This is a genomic window from uncultured Psychroserpens sp., assembly GCF_947503375.1.
In the GTDB taxonomy this organism is placed as follows: domain Bacteria; phylum Bacteroidota; class Bacteroidia; order Flavobacteriales; family Flavobacteriaceae; genus Psychroserpens.
The window spans coordinates 63,314-83,215 of sequence record NZ_CANNDQ010000002.1 but is presented as its reverse complement, the minus strand read 5'-3'; the positions used below and the strand labels follow the sequence as shown (position 1 = coordinate 83,215).

At 32.4% G+C, this 19,902-nt stretch carries 18 protein-coding genes; 11 read left to right on the top strand and 7 right to left on the bottom strand.

The annotated features are described in order from the left end of the window. The first annotated feature begins 104 nt into the window (after positions 1 to 104). Positions 105 to 1,730, top strand: a complete 1,626-nt coding sequence (locus tag Q0876_RS03570) for an ABC-F family ATP-binding cassette domain-containing protein (protein ID WP_299224189.1) — start codon at positions 105 to 107, stop codon at positions 1,728 to 1,730. A 34-nt stretch (positions 1,731 to 1,764) separates the two neighbouring features. Here Q0876_RS03570 and Q0876_RS03565 read toward each other — a convergent pair whose 3' ends face one another. After that, positions 1,765 to 2,001 carry a DUF2007 domain-containing protein gene (locus tag Q0876_RS03565; protein WP_299224186.1) on the bottom strand — a complete coding sequence of 79 codons (237 nt, stop codon included), beginning with the start codon at positions 1,999 to 2,001 and terminating at the stop codon, positions 1,765 to 1,767. A 397-nt stretch (positions 2,002 to 2,398) separates the two neighbouring features. On the opposite strand from Q0876_RS03565, the gene katG reads away from it, so the two are divergent. Together katG and Q0876_RS03555 are read left to right on the top strand one after the other, a co-directional pair. Next, positions 2,399 to 4,627, top strand: a complete 2,229-nt coding sequence (katG, locus tag Q0876_RS03560) for a catalase/peroxidase HPI (protein WP_299224183.1) — start codon at positions 2,399 to 2,401, stop codon at positions 4,625 to 4,627. 71 nt (positions 4,628 to 4,698) lie between these two features. Then, positions 4,699 to 5,169, top strand: coding sequence for an ankyrin repeat domain-containing protein (locus Q0876_RS03555; protein WP_299224180.1), 471 nt, complete (start codon positions 4,699 to 4,701; stop codon positions 5,167 to 5,169). A 51-nt stretch (positions 5,170 to 5,220) separates the two neighbouring features. On the opposite strand, the gene Q0876_RS03550 is transcribed toward Q0876_RS03555, so the two are convergent. Together Q0876_RS03550 and nhaC are read right to left on the bottom strand one after the other, a co-directional pair. After that, entirely contained in the window at positions 5,221 to 5,859 is a 639-nt protein-coding gene (locus Q0876_RS03550) for a peroxiredoxin (RefSeq protein ID WP_299224177.1), read from the bottom strand. 106 nt (positions 5,860 to 5,965) lie between these two features. Next, positions 5,966 to 7,462 carry a Na+/H+ antiporter NhaC gene (nhaC, locus tag Q0876_RS03545; protein WP_299224174.1) on the bottom strand — a complete coding sequence of 499 codons (1,497 nt, stop codon included), beginning with the start codon at positions 7,460 to 7,462 and terminating at the stop codon, positions 5,966 to 5,968. A 102-nt stretch (positions 7,463 to 7,564) separates the two neighbouring features. Here nhaC and Q0876_RS03540 point away from each other — a divergent pair, with 102 nt between their 5' ends. Further along, positions 7,565 to 8,587 (top strand): metal-dependent hydrolase, encoded by a 1,023-nt coding sequence (locus Q0876_RS03540; protein WP_299224171.1) that lies wholly within the window; start codon positions 7,565 to 7,567, stop codon positions 8,585 to 8,587. A gap of 44 nt (positions 8,588 to 8,631) precedes the next feature. On the opposite strand, the gene Q0876_RS03535 is transcribed toward Q0876_RS03540, so the two are convergent. Continuing rightward, positions 8,632 to 9,858 carry an aminotransferase class I/II-fold pyridoxal phosphate-dependent enzyme gene (locus tag Q0876_RS03535; RefSeq protein WP_299224169.1) on the bottom strand — a complete coding sequence of 409 codons (1,227 nt, stop codon included), beginning with the start codon at positions 9,856 to 9,858 and terminating at the stop codon, positions 8,632 to 8,634. Between the two features lie 167 nt (positions 9,859 to 10,025). Between Q0876_RS03535 and Q0876_RS03530 the strand changes: the two genes are divergently transcribed. From Q0876_RS03530 to Q0876_RS03515, 4 genes are all read left to right on the top strand, one after another. Beyond that, on the top strand, positions 10,026 to 10,484 hold the full coding sequence (locus Q0876_RS03530; RefSeq protein ID WP_299225164.1) for an Lrp/AsnC family transcriptional regulator: 459 nt from the start codon (positions 10,026 to 10,028) through the stop codon (positions 10,482 to 10,484). A gap of 22 nt (positions 10,485 to 10,506) precedes the next feature. Further along, positions 10,507 to 11,133, top strand: a complete 627-nt coding sequence (locus Q0876_RS03525; RefSeq protein ID WP_299224166.1) for a CPBP family intramembrane glutamic endopeptidase — start codon at positions 10,507 to 10,509, stop codon at positions 11,131 to 11,133. A gap of 218 nt (positions 11,134 to 11,351) precedes the next feature. Further along, entirely contained in the window at positions 11,352 to 12,752 is a 1,401-nt protein-coding gene (gene lpdA, locus Q0876_RS03520) for a dihydrolipoyl dehydrogenase (protein WP_299224163.1), read from the top strand. A 78-nt stretch (positions 12,753 to 12,830) separates the two neighbouring features. Continuing rightward, a complete protein-coding gene (locus tag Q0876_RS03515; RefSeq protein WP_299224160.1) occupies positions 12,831 to 13,238 on the top strand; it encodes a DUF2721 domain-containing protein in 408 nt (135 codons plus the stop codon). Positions 13,239 to 13,247: 9 nt separating this feature from the next. Here Q0876_RS03515 and Q0876_RS03510 read toward each other — a convergent pair whose 3' ends face one another. Further along, positions 13,248 to 13,838, bottom strand: a complete 591-nt coding sequence (locus Q0876_RS03510) for a hypothetical protein (protein ID WP_299224157.1) — start codon at positions 13,836 to 13,838, stop codon at positions 13,248 to 13,250. Between the two features lie 223 nt (positions 13,839 to 14,061). Between Q0876_RS03510 and Q0876_RS03505 the strand changes: the two genes are divergently transcribed. From Q0876_RS03505 to Q0876_RS03495, 3 genes are read left to right on the top strand one after another with little or no spacing between them, the layout of a single operon-like run. Continuing rightward, positions 14,062 to 14,634, top strand: a complete 573-nt coding sequence (locus Q0876_RS03505) for a sigma-70 family RNA polymerase sigma factor (protein WP_299224154.1) — start codon at positions 14,062 to 14,064, stop codon at positions 14,632 to 14,634. Positions 14,635 to 14,666: 32 nt separating this feature from the next. Beyond that, positions 14,667 to 14,816, top strand: coding sequence for a hypothetical protein (locus Q0876_RS03500; RefSeq protein WP_299224151.1), 150 nt, complete (start codon positions 14,667 to 14,669; stop codon positions 14,814 to 14,816). 13 nt (positions 14,817 to 14,829) lie between these two features. Continuing rightward, positions 14,830 to 15,657 (top strand): hypothetical protein, encoded by an 828-nt coding sequence (locus Q0876_RS03495; RefSeq protein WP_299224149.1) that lies wholly within the window; start codon positions 14,830 to 14,832, stop codon positions 15,655 to 15,657. Between the two features lie 95 nt (positions 15,658 to 15,752). On the opposite strand, the gene Q0876_RS03490 is transcribed toward Q0876_RS03495, so the two are convergent. After that, positions 15,753 to 17,120 (bottom strand): DEAD/DEAH box helicase, encoded by a 1,368-nt coding sequence (locus tag Q0876_RS03490; RefSeq protein ID WP_299224146.1) that lies wholly within the window; start codon positions 17,118 to 17,120, stop codon positions 15,753 to 15,755. A gap of 37 nt (positions 17,121 to 17,157) precedes the next feature. Next, complete coding sequence (locus Q0876_RS03485) at positions 17,158 to 19,854, bottom strand: hypothetical protein (RefSeq protein ID WP_299224143.1); 2,697 nt, start codon at positions 19,852 to 19,854, stop codon at positions 17,158 to 17,160. Between the last annotated feature and the right edge of the window lie 48 nt (positions 19,855 to 19,902).

Genomic DNA, 19,902 nt, shown 5'->3' with positions numbered 1-19,902 from the left:
CACAGGTGTTTTTGTAGTCTTTTTTTTGAATACAAAATTAATGACCAGTTGTTTCTCTCAGTGAATTGATTTTTCTACTTTTGCACAAATTTAAAATACACATTATGTTATCAGTATCTAACCTTTCAGTTCAATTTGGAAAACGTGTACTTTTTGATGAAGTTAATACAACTTTTAATAATGGAAATTGCTATGGGATTATTGGTGCCAATGGTGCAGGCAAATCAACTTTCTTGAAGATTTTAGCTGGCAAACAAGAACCTACTTCAGGTCATGTTCATTTAGAACCAGGAAAGCGTATGTCTGTACTTGAACAAAATCACAATTTATATGATGAGCATACAGTTCTAGAAACAGTGATAATGGGAAACAAACCTTTATATAAGCTTAAATCTGAAATTGATGCGCTATATGCAGATTATACCGATGAAAATGCTGAAAAAATTGGTGAACTTCAGGTGCAATTTGAAGAAATGAATGGCTGGAATGCCGATAGTGATGCGGCTGCAATGCTTTCAAACCTTGGGATTAAAGAGGACATGCATTACACCATGATGAAAGACTTAGATGGAAAACAAAAAGTACGTGTATTATTGGCTCAAGCTCTTTTTGGTAACCCAGATGTACTAATAATGGATGAGCCAACCAATGATTTAGATTATGAAACGATCTCATGGTTAGAAAATTTCTTAGCCAATTATGATAATTGTGTGATTGTCGTATCCCATGATAGACACTTTCTTGATGCAGTATGTACACATATTTCTGATATAGATTTTGGAAAAATCAACCATTATTCTGGTAATTATACGTTTTGGTATGAGTCATCGCAATTAGCTGCTAGACAACGTGCACAACAAAACAAAAAAGCAGAAGAGAAAAAGAAAGAACTAGAAGAATTCATTAGACGATTTTCTGCTAATGTCGCAAAGTCTAAGCAGGCAACAAGTAGAAAGAAAATGATTGATAAGCTTAATATTTCTGATATTAAACCATCTAGTAGACGTTATCCAGCAATTATTTTTGAGCGCGAGCGTGAAGCAGGAGATCAAATTCTAAATGTTGAAGGGCTAGCAGCATCTATTGATGATGATGTCTTATTTCAAAATATAGATATAAATCTATCTAAAGGTGATAAGGTGGTCGTGTATTCAAAAGACTCTAGAGCTACAACAGCTTTTTATCAGATTATCAATGATAAAGAAAAAGCAGACTCAGGGAAATATAGCTGGGGAATTACAACGACCCAATCTTATTTACCGCTTGATAATAGTGAGTATTTTAATAATAAACTCACACTTGTTGATTGGTTAAGACAATGGGCTACTACCGAAGAAGAGCGCGAAGAGGTATATATAAGAGGTTTTTTAGGAAAAATGATTTTTAGTGGAGAAGAAGCTCTTAAAACTTCAGACGTTTTATCTGGTGGAGAAAAAGTACGTTGCATGTTGAGTAGAATGATGATGATTAGAGCTAATGTATTGATGCTAGACGAGCCTACTAACCATTTAGATCTTGAGAGTATCACTGCTTTTAACAACTCTCTTAAAAATTTTAAAGGCACTGTATTATTTACAACCCACGATCATGAGTTTGCTCAAACTGTAGCAAATAGAGTCATTGAATTAACCCCTAATGGAGTCATTGATCGTTATATGAGCTTTGACGAATATATGAATGATAAGAAGATTAAAGTGCTACGAGAGAAAATGTATGCCGTAACAGCATAATTATCAGGTCTTAAAGTAATTCAATTCAAGATTTTTATGCTTCAAGCTCTTCCTTCACTTCTTCAATAATTCGTACAGCATTATCTAACTCCTCGTTACTTACGTATAGTTCTTGATAGCCCTGTATTGATGCCCCAAAGCCAGCTAAGCGCCCAGATTCAGATTCATCTTTAATGATAGCATTAATACCTGCACTCTCTAAGCGATCCTTCGCTAATTGAACAACTATAAAATTTCCTGAAAAAATTTTTATATAATTGGTGTCTGTCATAATAGTTTAGATTTGATTTATTCTATAAGTTACGAAAAATTTGTCAGTTCTAATATTGTTTATTTATAAGTGCAAACGTTAATATTTTTATAAATAATTATTTTTTGTTTAATTATTTTGTAAATTTGTTAAACAATAAATAAAATTATCGCTAGATAATATTTTGATTGATTTAGTTAGGTTGTTTTAAAAGCCACATTATTTAATGTGGCTTTTTGTATATTAAACAGTCTCTTATCATGATGTATCAATTTATTTATGTAATTCTTTTCTTAGGTTTCATTAATTTTATCAATAATTACATAATTTATTAAAATACGCTCAATTTATAATTTGGAGTGTAATTTTCCTAACTTTATACAGTTCACAATTAATCACTTTTAAAAAATAAGATACAATGGAAAATAACCCACATTCTAATGGAGAAGCATGGAATATTAACGAATCAGATGCTAGTCAATGTCCTTTCTTAAGTGGGCAGCAAAAGAAAACAGCAGGAAGAGGTACAAGTAACCGTGACTGGTGGCCTAATGAGCTAAAACTAAATATTTTACGACAAAATGCGACTAAATCTAACCCTATGGGTGAAGATTTTAATTATGCAGAGGCATTTAAGAGTCTAGACTTTGCAGCTTTGAAACAAGATGTTATTGATTTGATGACAGATTCTCAAGATTGGTGGCCAGCTGACTATGGTCATTATGGTGGATTTATGATTCGTATGGCTTGGCATAGTGCTGGCACCTATCGTGTAGGAGATGGTAGAGGTGGAGCTGGTTCTGGAACACACCGTTTTGCACCATTAAATAGTTGGCCAGATAATGGAAATTTAGATAAAGCACGTTTATTACTTTGGCCTGTTAAAAAGAAATATGGAAATAAAATTTCTTGGGCAGATCTGATGATTCTTGCTGGAAATTGTGCATTAGAATCAATGGGCTTTAAAACATTTGGTTTTGCAGGAGGTAGAGAAGATGTTTGGGAGCCTGAGCAAGACATTTATTGGGGAAGTGAAACAGGATGGTTAGATAATGATGAACGATATGATACGAGTGACGGAGATTTAGAAGGACACTTAGGAGCTGTGCATATGGGACTAATTTATGTAAATCCAGAAGGTCCTAATGGTAACCCAGACCCTTTAAAATCAGCACATGATATTCGTATAACTTTTGGTCGAATGGCAATGAACGATGAAGAAACAGTAGCTTTAGTTGCTGGAGGACATACATTTGGCAAAGCACATGGTGCTGCAGATCCTGAAAAATATGTTGGCGTTGAGCCACATGGTGCTTCAATAGAAGAAATGAGTACAGGTTGGAAAAATACTTTTGGAACAGGTGTATTAGACGACACTATTACTAGCGGATTAGAAGGTGCATGGACACCACACCCAACACGATGGGATGACGAGTATTTTGATGTATTATTGAATTATGACTGGGAATTAACGAAAAGTCCAGCTGGAGCACATCAGTGGACACCTACTGCTGAATCAAATGCTAAAATGGCTCCAAAAGCTGGAGATCCAAACGGTAAACAAGCATTGATGATGTCTACAGCCGATATGGCTTTGAAAATAGATCCTGAATTTTTAGAAATATCAAAACGATTCCATAAAGATCATAAAGCTTTTGAAAATGCCTTTGCTCGTGCTTGGTATAAATTAACGCATAGAGATATGGGACCTATTGATAGATACCTAGGGCCTGAAGTGCCAAAAGAAGAATTAATTTGGCAAGACCCAATTCCTAAAGTGAGTTATACACTAACCAACTCTAATATTGAATCTCTAAAGAAAATGGTTTTGGCTTCAGGGTTGTCTGTGTCTCAATTGGTAACTACAGCTTGGGCATCAGCCTCTACTTATAGAGGGTCTGATAAACGAGGTGGTGCTAATGGAGGACGCTTACGTCTTGAGCCACAACGCAGTTGGAAAGTTAATAACCCAAAACAATTAAATGCGGTTTTAAATGTGTTAGAAGGAATTCAAAAAGAGTTTTCTGGTACGATTTCAATGGCAGATTTAATCGTGTTAGCTGGAGTTGCTGGTGTAGAAGAGGCTGCACGAAAAGCTGGTCAATCTATTTCTGTACCTTTTTCTCAAGGCAGAGGAGATGCATCTCAGGAGCAAACTGACCTAGAATCTTTTGGTTATTTAGAGCCTTTAGCGGATGGATTTAGAAATTACATGAATTCAGACTTACATGTTACTGCTGAAGACTTACTCGTAGATCGAGCTAATTTATTGACATTGTCAATTCCTGAAATGACCGTTTTAGTAGGTGGACTAAGAGTATTAGGAGCTAATTATGATGGATCAAATCATGGAGTATTTACAAATCAAGTTGGAAGCCTAACAAACGATTTCTTTACTAATATTCTTGATTTTACTTATACATGGAGCGCAACTTCTAATGATGATAGTCTTTTCGAAGGACGTGATCGTAGAACTGGTAAAGTGAAATTTATTGGTACTAGAGCTGATTTGATTTTTGGATCCAATACTGAATTAAGAGCAGTATGTGAAGTATATGGCGCAAACGATGGTCAAGAAAAATTTGTAAATGATTTTGTTGCCGCTTGGACTAAGGTCATGAATTTAGATCGATTTGATTTAGACTAATTTAAGATCAATACATCAAAATAAGGAATGATGCGTTAGTAATCATTCCTTTTTAGTTAAAATAGATTGAGATGACCAATACTGAATTATTATTTGAAGCAATACAGACAAACGATTGTATTACACTTGAAAACCTTTTGAAAAAGAATCCAGCTTTAGTTAATGTTAAAGACAGTCGTGGTTTTACACCATTAATCTTTGCAACTTATTTTGATAACGAGCAAGCAACCAAAATCATACTTGATTATGGAGCTGAAATTGATGCCAAAGATGCTACAGGTAATACAGCTTTGATTGGTGTATGTTTTAAAGGAAATATAAGGTTTGCAAACATGCTTTTGAAACACGGTGCTCATATTAACGCTCAAAATAATTTAGGGACCACACCATTGATTTTTGCAAGTATGTATAATAAAGAGAAGATGGTGGGTTTTCTATTGCAAAATGGTGCTGATAAGGCTAAAGTAGATAATGAAGGAAAGACAGCTTATGATAGAGCTAAAGAAAAAGGGTATATAACTTTGCTAGAATTACTCAAATAAAGTAAAGCCACTTTTTATAAAGTGGCTTTCTTTATATTAAATGAATTTTATTTAATTCACATGTTTTTCTAAAAACTCTGCAACACCTTCATGAGTAGCTTGCATTCCAGTTTTTCCTTTATTCCAATTTGCAGGACAAACTTCACCGTTTTCTTCTACAAATTGTAGTGCATCAACCATGCGTAAAGCTTCGTCAACATTTCTTCCTAATGGTAAGTCATTAACTATTTGATGACGAACAATTCCTTCTTTATCAATTAAAAACAAGCCTCTGTAAGCTACTAATTCTCCATCAGCTTGAAGCATATCATTTTCATCATAAAAATAATCTCCAGCTAATACGTCATAGTTTTTTGAGATGGTCTTATTTGTGTCAGCAACCAAAGGATAAGTAATGCCTTTAATACCACCTTGGTTTTTCTCCATTTGTAACCACCCGAAGTGTGATTGTTCTGTATCTGTAGATACAGCAATTACCTCAGTATTTCTTGATTTGAACTCTTGTAGTTTTTCTTGAAATGCATGTAATTCTGTCGGGCAAACAAATGTAAAATCTTTTGGGTAAAAGAATAATACAACATGCTTTTCTCCAATAAATTGACCTAAAGAAAAATCGTTTACAAATTCGCGACCATTCACAACCGCTTGAGCATTAAATTGAGGTGCTTTTTTTCCTACTAATACTGCCATATTTTAATATCGTTTTTTGAGTTAAATTTTAAATTTGGCTGCAAAGATATCTATTGTCATGGGACTGACAATGCCGAAGTATTTTAAAAATTTATCTAATTATGAATTAATTAAATTCACCTTTAATTTGCTTGATTTTTATATTAAAACCAGCAAATAATAAGGTCATAAATGGACTTATAATACTAAAAAAAGCATAAGGTATGTAAGCAGTTGCACCAGCATACCCAAATAATACTTTTGAATGATAAGCTCCACAGGTATTCCATGGTATGAGTACTGACGTAACTGTACCAGAATCTTCAAGTGTTCGACTTAGGTTTTCTGGAGCTAAACCACGATCTTCGTAAGCTTTTTTGAACATTTTTCCTGGTACAACTAATGCTAAATACTGATCTGAAGCAGTTAAGTTTAAAGCCAAACAACTAGCTACTGTGCTTGCAAATAAGCCAAAGGTTGTTGTTGCTAATTTTAATAATGATCTTGTAATTCTAGACAATGCACCAATAGCATCCATTACACCACCGAAAACCATAGCACAAATAATTAACCAAATGGTGTCTAACATACCTTTCATTCCTCCAGCAGTAAACAAGTCATTTAACTCGGCACTAGAGGTATTAACAGCTGTATCTATTGTTAAAGCATTCATAATACCTTTGTATGCAGATTGAAAGGTCAAAGATTCAGCACCAGCTATATTTATAACTATTTGTGGTTGAACTATTATTGCTGTAAACCCTCCAAGGAGCGCTCCTAACATGAGTGCTATAAGTGGAGGTGTCTTTTTTATTATCATAATAATTACTAGAACAGGTACAATAAATAGCCACGGACTTATGTTAAATGCTCCATCTATTGCATTTAATTTATCTTGAATTACTGGAGTTCCATTCGTGTCAATATTTAGCCCAATTACAATAAATATTATTAAGGTAATTACTATTGTTGGTATTGTTGTTAAAGCCATATATTTTATATGAGAAAACAATTCGCCCCCAGCCATTGCTGGTGCTAAATTAGTCGTATCGCTTAGAGGTGACATTTTATCACCAAAATATGCGCCAGATAAAACAGCACCAGCTGTCATTCCAATTGAGATCCCAAGAGTTTCTCCAATTCCAATTAATGCAATGCCAACTGTAGCTGATGTAGTCCAAGAACTGCCTGTAGCAATCGATATAATTGAGCAAATAATTACGCAAGCTGCAAGAAAGATAGTTGGATTTAAAATTTGTAAACCATAATAAATCATTGTTGGAATTATCCCACTTATTAACCATGTTCCAGCAAGTGCGCCAACCATTAATAAAATTAAAAGCGCTCCAGTAGTAGACTTTACATTTTCTGCAACTTCTTCTAGCATTCTTTTGTATGGTGTTTTATTTTTAAATCCAATTATAGCTGCTATAGCTGCACCTAATAAGAGCACGAATTGATTGCTGCCACTTAAAGCATCATCTCCAAAAACATAAATATTGTAAGCCAACATTCCTACTAAAGCTATAACGGGTGTAAGAGCTTCCCAAATGCTTAATTCTGTATTATCTATGATTTTTTGATCTTGAATTTTAAATTCTGAAATATTTTTGTCTTCGTTCATTTGACTTTAGTGACAGTTAGTGTTTGTAATGTTACAATAATGTTGGCTATTCTGCAAATCATAATTGTTACGTACTTTTGCACTTTAATATTTACTATCTAAATGGATTCATTAACTCAAATTGTACTAGGCGCTGCTTGTGGAGAAGCCGTTTTGGGAAAAAAAATAGGTAATAAAGCTTTATTATTTGGCGCAATTGGAGGAACGATACCTGATTTAGATGTTTTTGTTGGAAGCTTGTTATATAATAATGAAATTGATGCAATGCTATTTCATAGAGGGTTTATGCATTCTATTTTATTTTCAATTTTTGCTGCTTTTTTGCTGGGTTGGTTGATTCATAGATTGTATAATTCGGGTAGTCGACTAAATTCTACAACTCAAAAAGATTGGATATTACTATTTTTTTGGACGTTATTTACACATCCAATTTTAGATTGTTTTACACCTTATGGGACACAATTATTTGCACCATTTTCTTCATACAGAGTAGCATTCAATACTATAGCAGTAGCAGATTTGCTATATACAACTCCATTTTTGTTGTGTATGCTTGTTTTGATGTTAATCAAACGGCAGAACCCTAGACGTCGATTTTGGTTAAAACTCGGTTTAGGTATAAGTTCGGCATATCTGTTGTTTACTATTTTTAACAAAGTTTATATTGATAATGTTTTTAAGTCATCGCTAGAAGATAATGCTATTTCATACAAGCGATTTAGTACACAGCCTTCAATTTTAAATAATATTTTATGGTATGGTATTGCTGAAACGGACAATGATTATAAAGTGGCTTTTTATTCTTTACTCGATAAATCGAATCGGTTTTCAGAATGGAAAACGATTCCTAAGAGACGTGTATTAAATAAGTTTTATGATGAAGATATTGATTGTTTAGCTTGGTTCAGTAACAATTATTATAACGTTGAAGCTTTGTCTAATGGTGAATATCTATATAATGATTTAAGATATCCGTTAGTAAAAACAAGAGAAGGTTATAAATCTGTTTTTAATTTAAAACTTTATGAGGCTAATGGACGTCTAAATATGAAACCATTTGAACCAGAGTTAGAAGACTTTGAGTATACTATGACCGCACTTTGGGAGCGATTAAAAGGAAAGTAAAAGCCTTTTAATCACTAAAAGGCTTATTATACTTTACTATTTGTTTATATTAAAGCTGTCTCTTCTTTTTTACTTAAAATATTCAATTCCTCCATACACTCACGCATCATTTTATATGTGCGCTCAATATCTGCATCTAATCCTATTGAAAAACGAATTAAACCATCACTTAATCCCATCGCTTGTTGTTCGTCTTCAGGAATTTCAGAAGAGGTAGAGCTACCTGGAGCAGAAAATAAAGTTTTATAGAACCCTAGGCTTACAGCTAGGTAACCTAAATTACGTTCTTGCATCATTTCCATAAATTCATTAGCCTTATCTAAACTTCCAACATCTATGGTTAACATACCTCCAAACCCATATTTTTCATTCATCATTGACTTAAATAATTCGTGAGATGGATGCGATGCTAATCCAGGGTATACAGTCTTTAAGCCATCTTCTTCAAATTTTTCAGCTAAATATGTTGCATTAAAACTATGTTGTTGCATGCGAATATGTAATGTTCTTAAGTTTTTTAATACTGACGCAGCGCGTAGGCTATCCATTGTAGAGCCTAATAGCATAGATGCGCCATCATTTACATTTCTTAAATCATCAATGAATTCTTGAGAGCCGCAAATCACACCACCAACCGTGTCACTCGATCCATTTATAAATTTGGTTAAACTATGTATCACTACATCTGCTCCAAGTTTAGCTGGAGAAATAGATAAAGGTGAAAATGTGTTATCTACCACAAGTTTTAAGTTATGTCGTTTAGCAATAGCTGCTAAGCCTTTTATATCTGCCACTTCTAATAGAGGGTTGCTTACCGATTCACAATATAAAATCTTAGTGTCTTTTGTTATTGCTGCTTCTACAATATCAAGTTTAGTAATATCTACAAACGAAGTGCTAATATTAAAGCGAGGTGTAAAGTTTTTAAGGAATGCATAAGTACCTCCGTAAATCGTTCTACTTGAAACAATATGGTCGCCTGCGTTACAAAGCTGTAATAGTACAGGTGTAATAGCTCCCATTCCTGAGGCAGAAACATTTGCGGTTTCAGTGCCTTCCATGGCAGCTAGAGCTTCGCCTAGGTAGAGATTTGAAGGTGATGAATGTCTTGAGTATAGGTAGCATCCATCTGCATTCCCTTCAAAAGTATCAAACATTGTTTTTGCAGATAAAAATGTATAAGTTGATGAATCTGAAATTGAAGGATTCACTCCTCCGAACTCTCCGAAATATTGTAAATCCTGTATGTTATTTGCTGGTTTAAAAGCCATTAGTTTAAATTATTTAGTTAAAATCACATCAAATATCGTTATATGTAGATTTTTAATCAATAATTATTTATAAAATAAGAAAATAAAACTTTAAAAATTATATTTTATAGTTATTTTTACATAAATTAATATTATTTAATGATTTACACCGAAAATTTTTCAAAATGATTCAACTAGACGTAACCGATAAAAAATTACTATACTTTTTGCAAGATGATAGTAAACAAACCAATAAAGAATTGTCAGGTAAACTGAACCTTTCAGTTACTGCTGTATACGAACGTATAAAAAAGCTAGAGCGAGAAGGCATCATAACTAAATATGTAGCTCTAATTGACAACAAGCGTATTGATAAAGCATTTGTAACCTTTTGTAGTATCAAATTATTACAGCACACAAAAGCTTATGTCATGCAATTTGAAAAGGAAGTTGCTAAATTGAATGAAGTTTTAGAATGCTATCATATAAGTGGTGATTATGATTATTTATTGAAAGTTATTGTAGCTGATATGGATGAATTTAGAGATTTTATGGTAAAAAAACTAACAACCATCAGTCATATAGGAAGCACACACAGTGCTTTTATGATTAACGAGGTTAAGCACACAACATCTATTCAAGTATAATCTTAATTGTTTATATTTAAGTATGCAATCTACCTTATATAAACTTGTTGAACTCTTTATTTTTTTTGTATTAATTCCGGCAAGCTTCGGTTTGAGTTATCCAATATGGATCAAATTGCTAATAGGTATATTTGGTTTTTTGTATGTTGTATTTGTATTGTTGCGAATAGAAAAAAATAAATTCAAGATTGCATCAGGCCTTGATTGGGCAAGTTTCTTTAAGCGCGCATTGATGCAGTTAATAGTAATAGCGATCATTACAATTATTTATATGTGGTTAGTAGACCAATCTAATCTTTTTGTCGTGATTTTAAATAAGCCTTTACTTTGGTTAACTATTCTATTTATTTATAGTTTTTTTTCTGTCTACCCACAAGAATTAATATACAGAACTTTCTTTTTTCAGCGTTACGGAAGCCTATTTAATAACCAATGGCTTTTCATCATTATAAATGCGACATTGTTTTCTCTAGCTCATATATTTTTTAGAAATGGTTTGGTCATGGTATTTACATTTATTGGAGGAATTTTATTTGCTTTAACTTATAAAAAAACAAAATCTACACTTTTAGTATCAATTGAGCACGCTATTTATGGTTGCTGGTTATTTACAGTTGGTATGGGTGAGATGTTGGGTTTCCCTTCTTAGGTTTAACATAAACCAACGCTAAAGTGCCTCATGGATACACATTGTTGCACCATACAGAAAAAGGAGGAGAAGATGCTGAAGAGACAAAAGGATATCTTCTTTCCCTTGGATTAAAAACCGGTAGAACTCCATTATATTAGGCCCTATTTTTTTATTGCCTTCCCACAAAACATTCGTATTTTTGTATTCGATTTTTAACGAACACAAAAACAGATTTTATGAAATCATACGATGTAGCAGTAATAGGTTCTGGACCTGGTGGTTATGTGGCAGCAATTCGCTGCGCACAATTAGGAATGAAGACAGCTATTATAGAAAAATACTCTACACTTGGAGGTACTTGTCTAAATGTAGGTTGCATTCCGAGTAAGGCGCTTTTAGATTCATCTCATCATTACGAAGATGCTGTTAAGCATTTTGAAGAACATGGTATCGAAATTCCTGGTGATATTAAGGTCAATCTTGAGAAAATGATAGCGCGTAAACAAGCAGTTGTAGATCAAACTACTGGAGGTATTGATTTTTTGATGAATAAAAATAAGATTGATGTTTATGAAGGTTTAGGAAGCTTTAAAGATGCAACTCATATTAAAATTGATGGTAAAGATGCTGGAGAAATTGAAGCAAAGCATACCATTATAGCAACAGGTTCAAAGCCATCAAATCTTCCATTCATTGCATTAGATAAAGAACGTATTATTACTTCTACTGAAGCATTAAAACTTAAGGAAATCCCTAAGCACATGATTGTAATAGGTGGTGGAGTGATTGGTCTTGAGTTAGGTCAAGTATATCGTCGTTTAGGTTCTGAAGTGACAGTTGTTGAGTATATGGATAGAATCATTCCAACTATGGATGCAGGTTTATCAAAAGAACTTAATAAAGTCTTTAAAAAGGCGAAATTCAAAATGAATATGTCTCATAAAGTAAAATCTGTTGAGCGAATAGGTGATGAGGTGATTGTTAAAGCGGATAATAAGAAAGGTGAAGAAGTAGAGTTTAAAGGCGACTATTGTTTGGTCTCTGTAGGTCGTCGCCCATATACTGATGGTTTAAATGCTGAAGCTGCAGGTGTTAAACTGAACGAGAGCGGACAAGTAGAGGTTAATGCGCATTTGCAAACCAGTACTAGTAATATATATGCTATAGGTGATGTAATCAAAGGTGCAATGTTAGCTCATAAAGCTGAAGAAGAAGGTGTTTTTGTTGCTGAAACCTTAGCAGGACAAAAACCTCATATTGATTATAATTTAATTCCTGGTGTGGTTTACACATGGCCAGAAGTTGCAGCTGTTGGTAAAACCGAAGAAGAATTAAAAGAGGCAGGAATTGCATATAAATCTGGTCAATTTCCTATGCGTGCTTTAGGAAGAAGTAGAGCAAGTATGGATCTAGATGGTTTTGTGAAAATTCTTGCAGATAAAAATACTGATGAAATTTTAGGGGTGCATATGATTGGTGCACGATGTGCAGATTTAATAGCCGAAGCTGTTGTAGCTATGGAGTACAGAGCATCGGCTGAAGATATTTCAAGAATGTCTCATGCGCATCCTACATTTACTGAAGCTATTAAAGAAGCTGCACTAGCAGCTACTGATGATAGAGCATTGCACATATAAAAATAGCATTGCTATAATTTTAAGCGAACCTAATGGTTCGCTTTTTTTTGAATATATTTTATAATTTTAAATAAAACCATGAACGAGCTTACACTAACAACACCTGCACTTTTATTTTCTGCTATATCGCTAATTATGTTGGCTTATACCAATAGGTTTTTAGCATATGCAGCTGTGATTAGGAATTTACATGACAAATACTTAGAGCAGATGGACTCGTCGTTGATTCAACAAATAAATAATTTAAAGCTTAGACTAAATTTAACACGTTGGATGCAAATTTTTGGAATTTCAAGTTTATTACTATGTGTATTAACCATGTTTTTAATCTATATCAATTATCACATGTTAGCGGTTTGGATATTTGGTCTCGCTCTTATATTACTTATAGTTTCTTTAGCATTATTGATAAAAGAAATACAAATCTCAGTTCAAGCGCTAAGTTTACATATTAGCGATATTGAAGATCATTTAAAAGCAAAATAAGCACCTTCTTTAAAGTTCTTTCATTAGATCAATAATTCTTAAGCGATTGCTATAATCGTTTTCATTAATATCACGAACAAAACAATACCAACTTATTTCATCTTTTTTTACTTTTTCAGAAAGCTGCTCAACAGTAAATGGACCAAATTCTTTGGACTTCTCAATATAATAAAATTGATGAGTATAAATTAAATCAGAAACTTTTTGCTTGTACTTTTCCTTTAAAAATAATTGCACGTCTTTAATAGAGTTGAGCTCTTCTTTATAGTTGGTGGTGTTTATAAATAAAGCAAACTCTTCTTTGTTTTGATGATTCAGTACTAATACATCATTATCTTTAAAATAGGCTTTAACAGTTATAAGTCCGTCTTCAGTTTCAATCGAAAAAATATTATTAATACTAAGGGTCCATGAAGTCTTAATTACAGATTCTTTTCTAGAAATTTCTAAGATATTATCTTCTCTGAATGTATAAATAGATTTTTTTTCAGAAATACCATTTACCAAAACCCATTTTTGATTAATAAAAAGTGAATCATGGTGTTGCGAATAATTAAACGGCTGTAAGTTAGGAATAACATTGTGTAGGTCTTCTCTCATTAAGCAGGCTTTTTACAAAAGTAGTTATTATTTGAAAAAACGTAAAATCATATCGTTTTATTGAGTTAGCGTTATAATTATATGTTTGTTATTTTTCTTTTTGTTTAGAAGAGGACTTATTAAGACATTAAAATTTCATAAATTTAATAAGAGCCACACTTTTATGTGACTTTCAAAAAGAATAGGTGTCTTAAAATTAACCTTAGTTATAATCCAAGCATTTTTGGAACCCTTAAAAGATATTCATAACATAACAGATGAAGCGCTAGTGAGAGCCATTGTTAAAAACAATGATACGCTGTTATTTGAAGTATTGTATGACAGATACGCCAATTTGGTTTATAATAAATGTTACGGATTTGCTAAAGACTCAGACGAAGCTAAAGATCTAACACAGGATGTTTTTTTAAAACTTTTTGTAAAATTGGCTAGTTTCAAAGAGAAATCTAAATTTTCAACTTGGTTGTATGCATTTACCTATAATCATTGTGTAAACTATGTAACTAGAAATACAGCTAAAAAATTTGAAAAGCAATCTGTTGATTATGCAGATATAGAAAACATATCAGAAGAAGTAGATGATGTTGATTTTAGTGATATGAGATTAGATAAACTAAAACAAGCATTAGAGTTAGTTTCTCCAGATGAGAAAATGATACTCTTATTAAAATACCAAGACAATCTATCTATTAAAGAGATTGAAAGTGTTTTAGATATAGGTGAAAGTGCAGTTAAGATGAGAATCAAGCGTGCAAAAGACAAGTTGTTAACAGTTTACGAAAATAACCTAGTATAATGGAAAATTTATTTAGAGACATAGATAAGCCATTGAAATCAGTACCGCCAGAACTGAAGTCTAAGGTTATGAATGATATAGCCATAGCAAAGTTACTCATGGAATTAGCAGAACTGTTTTCTTACAACATAGGTGACGTTATAGAAACAGTAATGAATAAAAGAGATAAAAATAATAATTAATCACATTTAGGACATGGATAAAATTTCAGAATATAAAGATACAGCCATAGATTCATTCACAAGTATGTGGCCAGAAATCGTAAAGGTATCAACTAACATTCTAGTGGCAATAATTGTATTACTTATTGGTTGGTTAATAGCTAAGCTTGTTGTAAAACTTGTTAAAAAAGCTTTGAAGCTTGCTAAAGCAAATACATTAGATGATAAATTAAATGCTATAGAAATTGTTGAAGGCAAACAACTTAATTTTAATACAATTAAGATTGTTTCAACTTTTATAAAGTGGATTATCTATATCATGTTACTAATCGTCGTATCAGATATTTTGAATCTGAATATTCTCTCAGAACAAATTAGCAACTTCTTAGGCTATTTACCACAACTTTTTGTGGCACTCGTTATTTTTACATTAGGACTATTGTTCGCTAATTTTGTAAAAAAAGGATTGCGAGCATTCTTTGACTCAATGGATTTATCTGGTGCCAAAATAATAAGTCAAATCGTTTTTTTCTTACTGCTAATTTTTATTTCTATTACTGCACTAAATCAAGCTGGTGTAGATACAAATATCATTACAAACAATCTGACGCTCATTTTAGGTGCATTTCTACTTGCTTTTGCATTGGCCTTTGGCTTAGGAGCTAAAGAGGTGATTAGTGATTTACTAAAGACTTTTTACACTAGAAAAACATTTGAAGTAGGCAAGAAGATAGAATTTAATAATTCAATTTTTGAAATTGACGCTATAGACAATATTTCTGTAATACTTAAAAATAAAGAAGGCAAACTTATTGTACCAATTAAAGATATAGTTGAAAGTCAGATTAAGGTTATGGAATAAATATAATTTTTAGGGTTAAAGGTTAGTATATTATATTTCTTTGACTTTATAATGGCTTTTAGCTTTCCCTTTTCAAGTCATTGGAAAGGGATTTTTTATTTCCTTTTATTTCGCTTATTGTAATTTTTGTCGCCACGTGTTTTTGGCTTCTTATATTTTGAAGCAATTTTAAATTTATAAGAACCACCAAGATTTTCTTTTTTGTTCTTGTCTTTCTTTTCGTGAAAAGCTGGTCCAATAGTATCCTCAGTTCTTCTTTTAATTGGGTTATTACGTTCTCTAATTTGTGGACGCTCTTCTTCGATCAATTGCTTTGAAATCTCAACATTATCTGGCACGTCAAGTAACGCAATTTTTTTGTCCATGTAGCTTTCTATAGTTTCTATAGCTTCAATTTCTTTATCTGTAGAGAAGGTCAATGCTTTCCCTTGCTGTTCTGCACGACCAGTTCTACCAATACGATGCATATAGTTTTCAGGATATTTTGGAGTGTCAAAATTGATTACATGGCTTATGTTTTCAATATCTAAACCTCTAGCCATAACATCTGTAGCTATTAAAATTCGATGCTCACCAGACCTGAATTGTTCTATACTTCGTAATCTGTAGTTTTGAGTCTTGTTTGAGTGTATGACACAAGCTTCGCTAGGAAAACGTTCTTCAATTTGATCAAATAATAAATCGGCAAGTTTTTTAAAGGCAACAAAGATCAAAACCTTATGATAGGTCTGTTCATCTTCTAATAAATATTCTAAAAGATTCACCTTAGTATAAAAATTAACGACTTTATATCGTTGTTGCTCAATATTATGTAAAGGTGTCCCAGAAACTGCAATCGTTACACGTTTTGGTTTAATGAAAAAATCAGTGATGAGTTCATCTACGTCTTCAGTCATAGTTGCTGAAAACATTATATTTTGTCTACGCTCAGGTAAAATATCGAAGATGTTTAATAATTGATGCCTGAAACCTAGATCGAGCATAACATCGACTTCATCTATAACTAATTTTTGTATAGATTTCAATTGTAATACGTGGCTAACAGCTAGATCAAATAGGCGTCCAGGAGTTGCTACTATTATATCTTGCCCTTGTGCAACGGCCTGTTTTTGTGTATTGATATTAGTGCCGCCATAAACACCTAAAACTCTAATATTTATGTATGCAGCCAACTTCTCTACCTCTTCTACAACCTGAACTACCAGTTCACGTGTAGGCACTAAAATAAGAACTCTTGGGTTTTCTTGAGTAGAGAATTTTAAATGACGCAAAATGGGTAACATGTAAGCAAAGGTCTTACCTGTACCAGTCTGAGCAATACCAACAACATCTTTTCCCGAAGCCACTACATTGTATGCTTGAGCTTGAATAGGTGTTGGTTGAGTAAAACCTAGATCGTTAAGCGCATTGTATAAAGGCGTATTAAGATTTAAGTCCTCAAAAGTTGGTGCATCGTTTTCCATGTTGCAAAAGTAACCCTATTTACAACAATTATTAAAATTAATAACCATATTCAATTAAATCTGGAATCAAATCTAGTGCTTGTTGCTTCCAGTTTTTTTCTGGAGATTCCCAATTTGAATAAGAGATATAACGAGAAAAATCATTGTCTTGAGTGATTGGTTTTCCAATTTGTACAATGGCTAGGTAAGAGGTGTCTTCTTCAGATTCATCCTCAGAAATATAGGTGCAAGAAAAGGCATAATATGCTTTACCGTCCTTAGTGACTTTGCCTAAAGTTTCAATATGATCTGGATAGCTGTAGTCTTCACCAATAAAATCATGTAGAGATAATTTTGCAAAGGATTCTGGTTTTATATACTTTTTTGGAACTCTATTAAACTGATTTATTTTATGGTATCCCCTTAAAATATCCATCCTAGAAGATAGGCTGTCCATTTGATCTTCTAAAAATGTTCGCTCTAAAGGTTGGTTGTTTATAATACGAGCCGTAATTGCTTTTACTTGTAGCCATCTGTTTTTTTCTTCATTGATCATGGCAGAAGTAAAGGCATCAGTTTGCTCATTTTTATATTGAACAGTATTGAGTAGATCCAAATAGGAATAAATTAAATTGTTATAAGTATAATTGGTATCTTCTGACTCGTTTTGTTGTACATCTTGGTATGCCCTCAAGTCTGAGGCAGCATGTTTAAATAATGTGTCAAAATATTCTGCAACAAATGAAGCATCATCATTCTTTTCTTTAATTAACGAAATTGAAATATCTAATACATCTTCTCTATAATGCTGATGGTCTATTAGTTTTATAAAATCTTTGTAGTTAGCATTAGTAAAATCTAACGAATCTCTAAATGGTGTTAAAATCGACCAACCATAGTTATTATCGTTTTCTTCTGGAGGAGAATTAAGCAAAAGTGTCTTGTATATGTTTAATCTGTTTTCATTTTTTAAATGAGGAATAGTTGTAATAATCGATGCTTTAATTGTTTCTGATGAAGATGGATTGATATATAACTTTTGTAACACTTCTAATGTAGTGCTATCATTAACATTAGCTAACTCATCAATGATTTTAACTTTTACAGCATTGTTTCTTATGACGTTAGTATAGTTGATTTTAAGTTCATTGTGTAATTTTGAAACATCGGCTTTTGGTTCAAATTCATAATAATTGAAAGCACCTAAAGCATCGTTGTAAACAATAGTGTCATTTGATTTTAAATGTGCTAGTATAGCATCAGTCTTTGAAGCGTAATAGTCGAAAGTTGTCTCAGTTTTAGCAGGTTTGAACGACTTGAAGATCGAATCGCTTAAAGCGCTGTTCAATTCTTCTTTACCAGCGTAAAGCGACATGAAAAATAAGTGTTTATCATTTAGCCACATTTGGTGTCGCGTGGTGATTTTTGTCTCGTTATTTTGTAAAAGTAATTCTACAGCATCAGTATTAGCTATTTTTATTTCTTTTTTGCTTAGTATAGTATCGTTCCAATTCTTAATAACGTCAATATTGGTATCATAAAACGTCTGCATATCTGTAATTTTAAAATACGGTTTTAACTCACTATATCCAAACTGATATACACCACCAGTGTTAGGGTTTTTTGCAAAATAATCTGCTGATCCTTTTAAATAAGAATCATTATAATCTACGGTGTCAATTGTAGATGTTCTGTCTTCAAAGAATAAGGTTTCAAAACTTTCACCTTCAGGACTAAAACGGATCGTTTCAGATGGAAGATATGGCTCAAACTTGAATTCAGTAAAAAATGGATGATCTCTAGTTACTTTTTCAGAGGCAACTAATTTTTGTTTGAGTAATAAGTAAGTTCTATTTCCTCTAAAGTATACTCTACAAATTGTATGGTATTGGTCGTCAATTAATAGTTCGTATTCTTTTCCTTCATAGCCATCTAAATAAATAGTCTTTGGTTCAGCGACTAAGCTAGCTTTACCAGTTAGAGAATTTTCCATTTCTATGAAACTTGTTTCAGGATCTTCCATATAGTATCCTGCTGGTAAGTCGTTATATCTAAAGAGGTAATTATCATTATTATTAAAATCTGATGATAAGTACATGTTCAGTTTATAAGGTTCACCATTTTCATCTATAGGATTAGGCACTTCTCTAGAGATGTCTTGTGGCTCAATTGGTATTGGTAATGAAAAAGCACCTTTGTCATTTTTATAAACTATAGGTGATTTTGCTTCAAGAGGTTCAGGAGCATTTATTCTTAAAGAATTAAAAAAGGTATCAATATCTTTAGAAGTCATCTTTGCTTCTACATCTTCAACAGATAAATAACACATAATATCATTTTTAAGGGTAATCTGTGAACGCATCATATTCACTTCGTTGACCTTTATTTGTATTTGATATTTTAAACCTCCTTTGTATGGAATTTTCTCTTTATCGATGAGTTTGCCATTAATATTGTTTATGGTATTGGTAATAAAATCGTCAATTATAGTTTGGTTCTCTTTCTTATTATTTAATTGTCTAAAATCTAAAGCAAAGAATGAAAACACGGTTTTTGCATTTGGTTTACTGTAGCTATAAATTGTAAAAGATTCATATTCATCATTATAATTAGGAGCTTCGGGTAATTGTAATGTGAATCCTAATTTGCTATCCTCATGTGTATACCATTGAAAAGCATACGTATTAATGCTCAATGCAAATAGAAAGAAACAGAATTGATTAAATTTTAAAAGGGATAATGTTCTAGAGTTCATAAATAAGTAGATAAAATAATAATGGTCTTGTAATGCAATTTTATTCTG